Raw genomic sequence first — 7,240 nt, forward strand, 5'->3', positions numbered from 1 at the left:
GCCCCCGCCGTCACCGCCGCCGGGTCCGCCACCGCCAGGTCCGCCACCAGGACCGTCACCGCCCGGCTGGGAGGGGTCGGTCGTGGTCGGCGGCGGGGTGGTGTCGGGGCCACCGGGGCCGGGCGGTGGGGAGGTGCCCGGCGGTGGGGTGGGCTCCGGTCCCGAGCCGTCGCCCTCCCCGCAGCGGGGCACCGAGGCCACGTCCACCGCGCCCACCGCGACGGCCAGGGTCCCGCCGTCCGAGGTGGCCGCACCCGCCGGCGTCGTCGCCGACATCTCGAAGGACAGGCAGTAGACGCCCTCCGCCGTGAACGCCCAGTTGGCGTGCGCGTGTTGCCCGAGCGGAACGTCGAACCCGAGGGGGAGCGCGTCCCGGCTGTCGAAGACCGGGGTGTTCGGCCCGAACGTCCCGTCCTGGTAGAGGACGAAGGCCCCCGGGCCCTCCGCGGCCGTGAGCTGCCAGTGCACCGCCCCGGCCAGCTGGTCGGGAAGGATCTCCTCGGTGTTCCACCCCGGCCACAGCACCCCCTCCAGCTGGGTCTGCGGCAGGATCCACACCGGATCGCCGGCCTCCCCCAGGAAGTCGTAGGCGGGCGCGTCGGGGACGGCGGTCTCCGCGTCGGTGTTGGCGTGGAAGAGCACGTCCTCCAGCTGGCGCCACTCCACGACCCCGGGCGTGGTGCCGTCCTTGACGGCCATCCGCAGCTCCTCGTCCAGCACCCGCGCGGCGACGTCCACGTGCCCCTCGTCGAGGACGACGAGGTCATCGCTGGGCGGCGGAGCGGGGGTGTCCGTCGGTGGCCCGTCGTCGTCCCGGCCGCAGGGCGTCACCGTGGAGGGGTCGACGTCGCCGGCCACCACCGTGACCAGCTGGCGGTCGGAGACGCCTCGCCCGTCGACGGTGGCGCTGACCTCCACGTCGAGGCAGTAGGTGCCCGCCCCCACGAAGGCCCACTCGCGGACCTGCGTGCCGTGCGCGCGCGTCCGGACCGTCGCGTGGTCATCCCCGACCGTGTCGAGGATGCGGGTGCCGCCCCGCCCCACCGCGTAGAACGCGACGTCCCCTGGCCCGCCGGCGTCGTGCACCCGCCAGCTGAGGGTCCCCCCGTCGACCTGCTCGGGCAGGACGTCGGCGGTGTCGAGGCCGAGCACCGGCCAACCGGCCCCCTGGGTGGCGCGGAAACGCCAGTACCGTTCGCCGGGCTCACCGAGGAAACTCGTGAAGCCCGACTCGGGGACGGACGCCGACTCGGTGGTGTGGAAGACGACGTCCGAGGGCGCATGGTACGTCGGGCTCGTGGCATCGCCGTTGGCCCGGACGTCCAGGCGCAGATCACCGCTCACGACACGCGCGCTCAACTCGGAGGACGTGTGGCCGCCGAGCACCACCGGGTCCCCAGCCGGTTCGGTCGGCGGCTGCCTCGGCTCCCGTTCCGGCGCCGGACCCGACCGGCCACAGGGGACGACCTGGTCGGCCGCGACGTCGCCGACGGCGAGCGTCAGGCGTTGCCGGTCGGACACCGTCCGCCCGTCGAGCAGGGTGCCGCTGGCGGAGAACGTCAGGCAGTACACGCCTTCCTCGGTGAACGCCCAGTTGGCGTGGGTGTGCGCCGGAACGCTTATCATCCGCACGTTGGGGCTGTCACCCCGGCTGACGAACACCGGCGGGGCGCCGTCCCGGGCGGCCGAGGACAGGTACATCGCCAGGTTCCCTGGCCCGGCGACGTGGTCGAGCCGCCAGTCGAGGCTGCCGAACACCACCTCCTCGTGCCACCGGATGTCCGACCCCCACCCGGCCCACAGCACGTCCGGCCGACTGGTCTGCGGCAGCAGCCACATCGGGTCGCCGGCCGGTCGCCCCAGCCACTCGGCGACCGCGCCCTCCGGGATCGTCGTCCGGGATGCGGGGTTGGCGTGCAGCACGACGTCGTCGAACTCCCGCATGACCTCCTCGTCGTCGTGCGCCCGGGAGCCGTCGCGCAACTGGATCCGCAGCTCACCGTCGACCAGCCGGGGGTAGATCGCGTCGACATGCCCCTGGTCCAGCACGAACACCGGGTCCTGCGGGGACGGCCCGTCCTCGCCGCAGGCCCGCACCTCGTCGGGGGAGACGTCGCCGACGACGACGGTGAGCACGTCGAGACCGGTGACCTCGGCACCCGACCCGAGCGTCGCCGTGGTCCGCACGCCGAGGCAGTAGGTCCCCTCGGCCGAGAAACTCCAGGTGAGGCGCTCGTCCCGGTCCGGCGGGTACTCGTGGACGTCGGGTAGGCCGTCCCTGCTGTTCCACCGGACCACCGAGGGCGGGCGGTCGCCGGTGGCGGCGACGAAGACACCCACCTCCCCCGGCCCGGTCAGCGACTCCAGACCGAGGCCGACCCGTCCGCTGACCTCGGCGCGGTCCACGCCCCGGGTGCTCAGCGCGACGCGGGGCAGGCCGTCGGTGGTGGCCGCCGGAAGGGTCCAGACCGGGTCCCCGGGATCGGCGGGGAAGGAGTGGTGCGGGGGTTGCACGGTCCTGGCGGCGGCCGGGACGTGCAGCACGGCCTCGGCCAGCCCGTACCGGACCGGCCCGCCGGGATCGCTGGTGTCGGTGAACCCCGCCGACAGCGAGGAACCGTCCAGCCTGGCCTGGAGTTCCACCGATCCCGCCGACAGCAGCGCTGGCGCCTCGGCACCCTCCCGGGTGGAGCTTGCCGCTCCGGCGGTGTTCACCGGGTGGGCCGAGGGGCCGGTCTCCGCCGGTCGGGTGAGGGGTGGGGTCTCCTGGTGGAGGGGGCTGGTCGTGGCGAGGACGGTGCCCGGCAGCGTCGCCGTCGCCGCGGCGGTGATCAGCGCCGTCCAGGTCCTGCGGGGTCGTGGTGTCGTCACACGCATTCGCACGTCGTTCCGATCACGTCGGGAGGTACACGGACACCGGTCACGGCCGGGCGGAGCCGCGTGCCCTGCGGCCGAGGAGGAGGGCGGCGCCGAGGGCGACGAGCGTCGCGCCGGTCGCGGCGAGGGGGAGGAGCATTCCCGGGCCGGTCTTCGCCAGCTTGTCGACACCGCCCGGCGGAACCCGGGTCTCGTCGTCCTGCCCGTCCCGGCTCCCGGGAGGGTCGGTCCGGGGCCCCGGGTCGTCGCGGTCGTCGCGGTCGTCGTGGTCGTCGCGGTCGTCGCCGCCACCCGGGTCGACCTGGCCCGGATCGACGTCCCCCACGGCGACGTGCAGCACCCGGCGGTCGCTGACGGGCGTGCCGCCGGCGGAGCCGCTCATCTCCAGGGTCAACTCGTAAAACCCCTCGTCGGTGAAGGCCCAGTTGCCGTGGGCGTGCGTACCAAGGGGGATGTCGAAGGCGTCGGGTGTGCCGTCGGAGCTGTCGAAGAGCACCTCGGGCGCCCCGAAGGAGCCGTTGACGAACAGCGCGAACTCGCCGGGGCCGTCGACGTCGAGCAGCGAGAACCGGATGGGGCCGTCGACGTCGTCCGTCGACAGTTCCTCGGTGTTCCAACCAGGCCAGAGGATGTCGGCCTGCTGAGCCTGGGGGAGGACCCAGGCGGGGTCACCCGGTGACCCGAGGAAGCCGAACTGGGGGCTGTCCGGCACCTCGATCCTGGCGGCCGGCGCGACGTGGAAGACCACGGTGGACAGTTCCCGCCAGTCCGTCCGCCCGGCCACGGTGCCGTCCTTGACCAGCATCCGGAGGTCGCCGCCGATCAGGCGTGCCCCGACGTCGACGTGTCCGGCGTCCAGGACGACCGGTCCCCGCTCGGTGCTGATCGGCGGTGGCTGCTGCTGGCGCGGGGCGGGCAGCAGGCGAGGGGAGGGGGCGTCCTGGGAGGCGGGCGGTGCGGTGGAGGTGGGGGGCGATGTGAGGTCGCCGTCGTCCCCGGGAGGTGGCGTGGACGGCGGCGGTGCTGGTGCGGACCCCGGGGGTGTGGACGGTGGGGGAGGAGTGAGCCCGTCGGGGACGAGGTCGAACGAGTAGGTGGCGCTGGTCCGCAGGGCGTCGCCGGAGGCCGAGCGCGCCTCGACCTCGATGTCGACGAGGTAGCGGCCGGGTTCGGTGAACGCCCACACCATCTCGCCCCGCGAGCCCGTGGGCAGCTCCGCGTCGCCGGTGTGGTCGCCGGTGGGCGTGCTGGAGAACAACGGCGTCGGGCCGCTCCGCTCGTCCAGGTCGCTGGCCACCGGGGTGAAGGCGGTGAGCGTTCCCGGCCCCTCGGCCCCGAGCAGGTGCACCGCGACCTCGTCGACGGCCATTCCCTCCAGCGCGGTGGTGTCCCAGGACAGGACCGCCGCGCCGGAACGCGGGCCGCCGGTGTCGGAGCCGTGCGGCAGGAGCCAGACCTGCTCGCCCGGTTCCCCCAGGAAGCCGTAGACCGGGTCGTCGGGGACGAGGCCGGCGAGGTCGGCGGCGTCGGAGACGAAACGGACGTCCTCCGCGGCGGTCACGATCGCGTCGTCCCCCGTGTCCGCGCGCACGAGGAGTTCGAGGCCGGCCCCGCCCGGCCGCAGGGTCAGGAGGTCCACCTCGCTCGTGCTCGGGTCGACCTGGAGGACGCGGTCCTCGTCCCGCGCCGGGTGCGACAGGCCCAGGGGTGGCGCGGCGACGAGCCCGACCGCTACCAGGCTGACGAGCGCGGTGTGTCGTGCAGTTCTCACGTCGTGTCCTTCGGACGGCGGCTGGACGGTGCGGACGGGCCGCCGGCTCGGTGACGCCGAGGCCCCGGTGGGTCTGGGGCATCGGCGGTCACCAGGTCCGGCGGCCGGTCCCGGTCAGGGCGGCGGGGCCGGCGGGTGTGGTCGAGGACGCGGGGCCGCGTGCCGCGGCTCGTGCGGCCCGACACGCTTCCCGGGGTCCTCCGAGGTGGTCCATCGGCGTCCCCGCCCGGGTGGTGGCTGGCCCGAGGCGGGGACGCCGGAGCGGGACCAGTCGCGGGGGAAGGTTCCCCCGCGACAGTCGGGGCCCGGGTCCACCCAGGTCGCGGGTCACGCTGACGCTGCGGCGGTCGACCACCCCGACCCGCCGCGGCCGCGCGCCCACGAGGGTGGGGGTCAGCCGACGACGAACTCCAGGGTCGCCTCGTCGGTGATCGTGGTCCCGCCGACCAGGGCCGAGACCTCGAACGTCAGGAAGTACTGGCCGGCGTCGGTGAAAACCCAGGCCGGGTGGTAATGGGCGTCGGGGCCCAGCGTCAGCACGTCCTCGGAGTCGAGGCCGTCGAAGGAGTTGAACACGACGCTCAGGTCGTCGGCGTCCCACAGCCCGATGTCGCCGGGACCGGACACGCCGGTCAGCGCGACGTGCACCTGGTCGTCGTCGGTGTCCCCGGGGGCGAGGTCGTGCGCGCTGAAGCCGGCGAAGAGCACCCCGTCGGTGGCCTCGGCCGGTAACACCCAGGCGGCCGAGCCGACGGGAGCTCCGACGAAGGCGCTCTCGGCGGTGATGGTGCCGGCGGCGTTGTCGTTGACCTCGAACACGACCTCCGACGGCTCGAAGGACTGCCCGAGGTCCTCGGCGTGGACGTGCACGTGGAAGTGGTCACCGTGGAGGTGGACGTCGATCACGTCCACGTGTCCCTCCGACAGGGTGGTCTGCGCGTAGGCGGGGGTGGCACCCGCCAGGAGCGCCGCCGCCGCCACGGCGACGGCTCCCACACCCACGCGATTACGAACGTGCATCACGGTTCCTCTCACAGGTGATCAGGACAACCAGACTGTATTGAAAATGAAAATGATTGTCATTAGTCCGGATGGAGTGTCCGCGCTCCTCCGTCCCGACCACCGCACGCCCCTCGATGGGGCGGAAGGCCGCCGGCGCGGCAAGGCACGCACGACCACCGACGTGGAGACCCGGCGAGGAGCCGCCCGTGCCATCCCGGCCGGGGGCCTCCCGCCCGGCGGGTGCGAGCCCGCTCCTCAACGGGGTGGCTCGCCAGCCGGACTCCGCGTCGGCGCGGGACCCGCACGGCAGCGGACACGCCCGGCTCCTCGGCCATCCCGACCCCCGCTGGCGGTGCGGCCCCGGACCGGCTGAGGCGCCCGGCGACGCCGGACCGGAAGCCCACCAGAGCGAGCGCCCGGCCGGGGCGATCCGGCACCAGGCGACCGGGGCAGGAGGCGTTCTCGTGCCCCGAACCAGGGGCGTCCAGCGATGACGCGCGGGCCCACCCACCCCACGCCTCGGCGCGCCGTCCTCCCAGTGGGCCTACCCGGACCAGGTTTTGCCGTTTCCGCAAGAAACCTTGCTCCGGTCTCCGACGCCTCCGCAGCCTGGGACCCGGGTTGACCACGCCCACGAGCACGTCTGAGAGGACCAACTGGCGATGACCACCTACGACGCCGACTTCTGGGAGAAGCAGTACCAGGCGACCGACCCGACCTGGGGCACGACACCGAACGCACCGTTGGTCGCGACGATCCCCCGGCTGCGCCTCCACCCCGGCCGCGCACTCGAACTCGGCGCCGGACACGGCGGCGACGCGCTCTGGCTCGCCGCCCAGGGGTGGGCGGTGACCGCGCTCGACGTCGCCCACACCGCCGTCGACCGGATCGCCCGCCGCGCCGCCGACGAGGGGCTCGCCGACAGCGTGACCGCCGTCCGCTGCGACGTGACGGCGGACCCCCTGCCCCCGGGGCCGTTCGACCTGGTGTGGGGCAGCTTCTTCTACGCACCCGACCGGGAGGCGGTGGTGCGGCGAGCGGCGGAATCGGTGACCCCCGGCGGCGTGCTGCTCATCGTCGACCACGGCTCGGCCGCCCCGTGGTCGTGGAGCTCCGCGTCGGACTACGAGTTCCCCACCCCGGCCCAGCTCGCCGAATCACTCGAGGTGGGACCGGACTGGACCCCTGAGATACTGGAGGCCCCCCAGCGGATCGCGACGGGACCGAACGGGCAGCAGGCCGAGGTCACCGACACCATCGTCGCCCTGCGCAGGACCCGACGGTCGTGACCGCCCCGGCGGCCCCGACCGCCTCCGGTCGGAACGCCGCAGCCGACGAGGTCGGCGCGCCCTGAACACCACCGGACGTGCCGAGGAGCAGGTGGCGCGTGGACGCCGCCGCTGAACCCGCGCACCCCCTGCCACGGCGCACGATGACGTGCCGCTCCGCCTGAGCCGCACCCGAACCGGGCCGGTGCCGAGGTCAGAACGTCGATCCTCGCGTGTTGGGGTTGGCACCCCCGCGCCGCCCCAGGGCGTGGACGGCGTACCCGCCTCACTCGCCCCTGGCTCTCCGCCAGCCCGCACCGGG

General features: G+C 74.3%; 4 protein-coding genes. 1 reads left to right on the forward strand and 3 read right to left on the reverse strand.

Annotation, left to right across the window (positions count from 1 at the left end; translation table 11 throughout):
- From ACTIDRAF_RS32210 to ACTIDRAF_RS0222260, 3 genes are all read right to left on the reverse strand, one after another.
- A partial coding sequence (locus tag ACTIDRAF_RS32210) for a choice-of-anchor M domain-containing protein (protein ID WP_052168931.1) occupies positions 1–2,877 on the reverse strand: 2,877 nt, incomplete at its 3' end.
- Positions 2,878–2,920: 43 nt separating this feature from the next.
- Entirely contained in the window at positions 2,921–4,648 is a 1,728-nt protein-coding gene (locus ACTIDRAF_RS0222255; RefSeq protein ID WP_016700917.1) for a TIGR03773 family transporter-associated surface protein, read from the reverse strand.
- A 393-nt stretch (positions 4,649–5,041) separates the two neighbouring features.
- The gene (locus ACTIDRAF_RS0222260) at positions 5,042–5,668 is read right to left on the reverse strand and encodes a choice-of-anchor M domain-containing protein (protein ID WP_157163204.1); all 627 of its coding nucleotides are present in this window, start codon (positions 5,666–5,668) and stop codon (positions 5,042–5,044) included.
- 644 nt (positions 5,669–6,312) lie between these two features.
- Here ACTIDRAF_RS0222260 and ACTIDRAF_RS0222265 point away from each other — a divergent pair.
- Positions 6,313–6,939: an SAM-dependent methyltransferase gene (locus tag ACTIDRAF_RS0222265; protein ID WP_016700919.1), complete on the forward strand. Its 627-nt coding sequence runs from the start codon at positions 6,313–6,315 to the stop codon at positions 6,937–6,939.
- The last annotated feature ends 301 nt before the right edge of the window (positions 6,940–7,240 follow it).

Origin of the sequence: Actinoalloteichus spitiensis RMV-1378 (assembly GCF_000239155.1) — a bacterium.
Lineage (GTDB): Bacteria > Actinomycetota > Actinomycetes > Mycobacteriales > Pseudonocardiaceae > Actinoalloteichus_B > Actinoalloteichus_B spitiensis.

Coding starts and splice junctions, on each gene's coding strand:
- ACTIDRAF_RS0222260 (WP_157163204.1), bottom strand. CDS start 5,668: ATGCACGTTCGTAATCGCGTGGGTGTGGGAGCCGTCGCCGTGGCGGCG.
- ACTIDRAF_RS0222265 (WP_016700919.1), top strand. CDS start 6,313: ATGACCACCTACGACGCCGACTTCTGGGAGAAGCAGTACCAGGCGACC.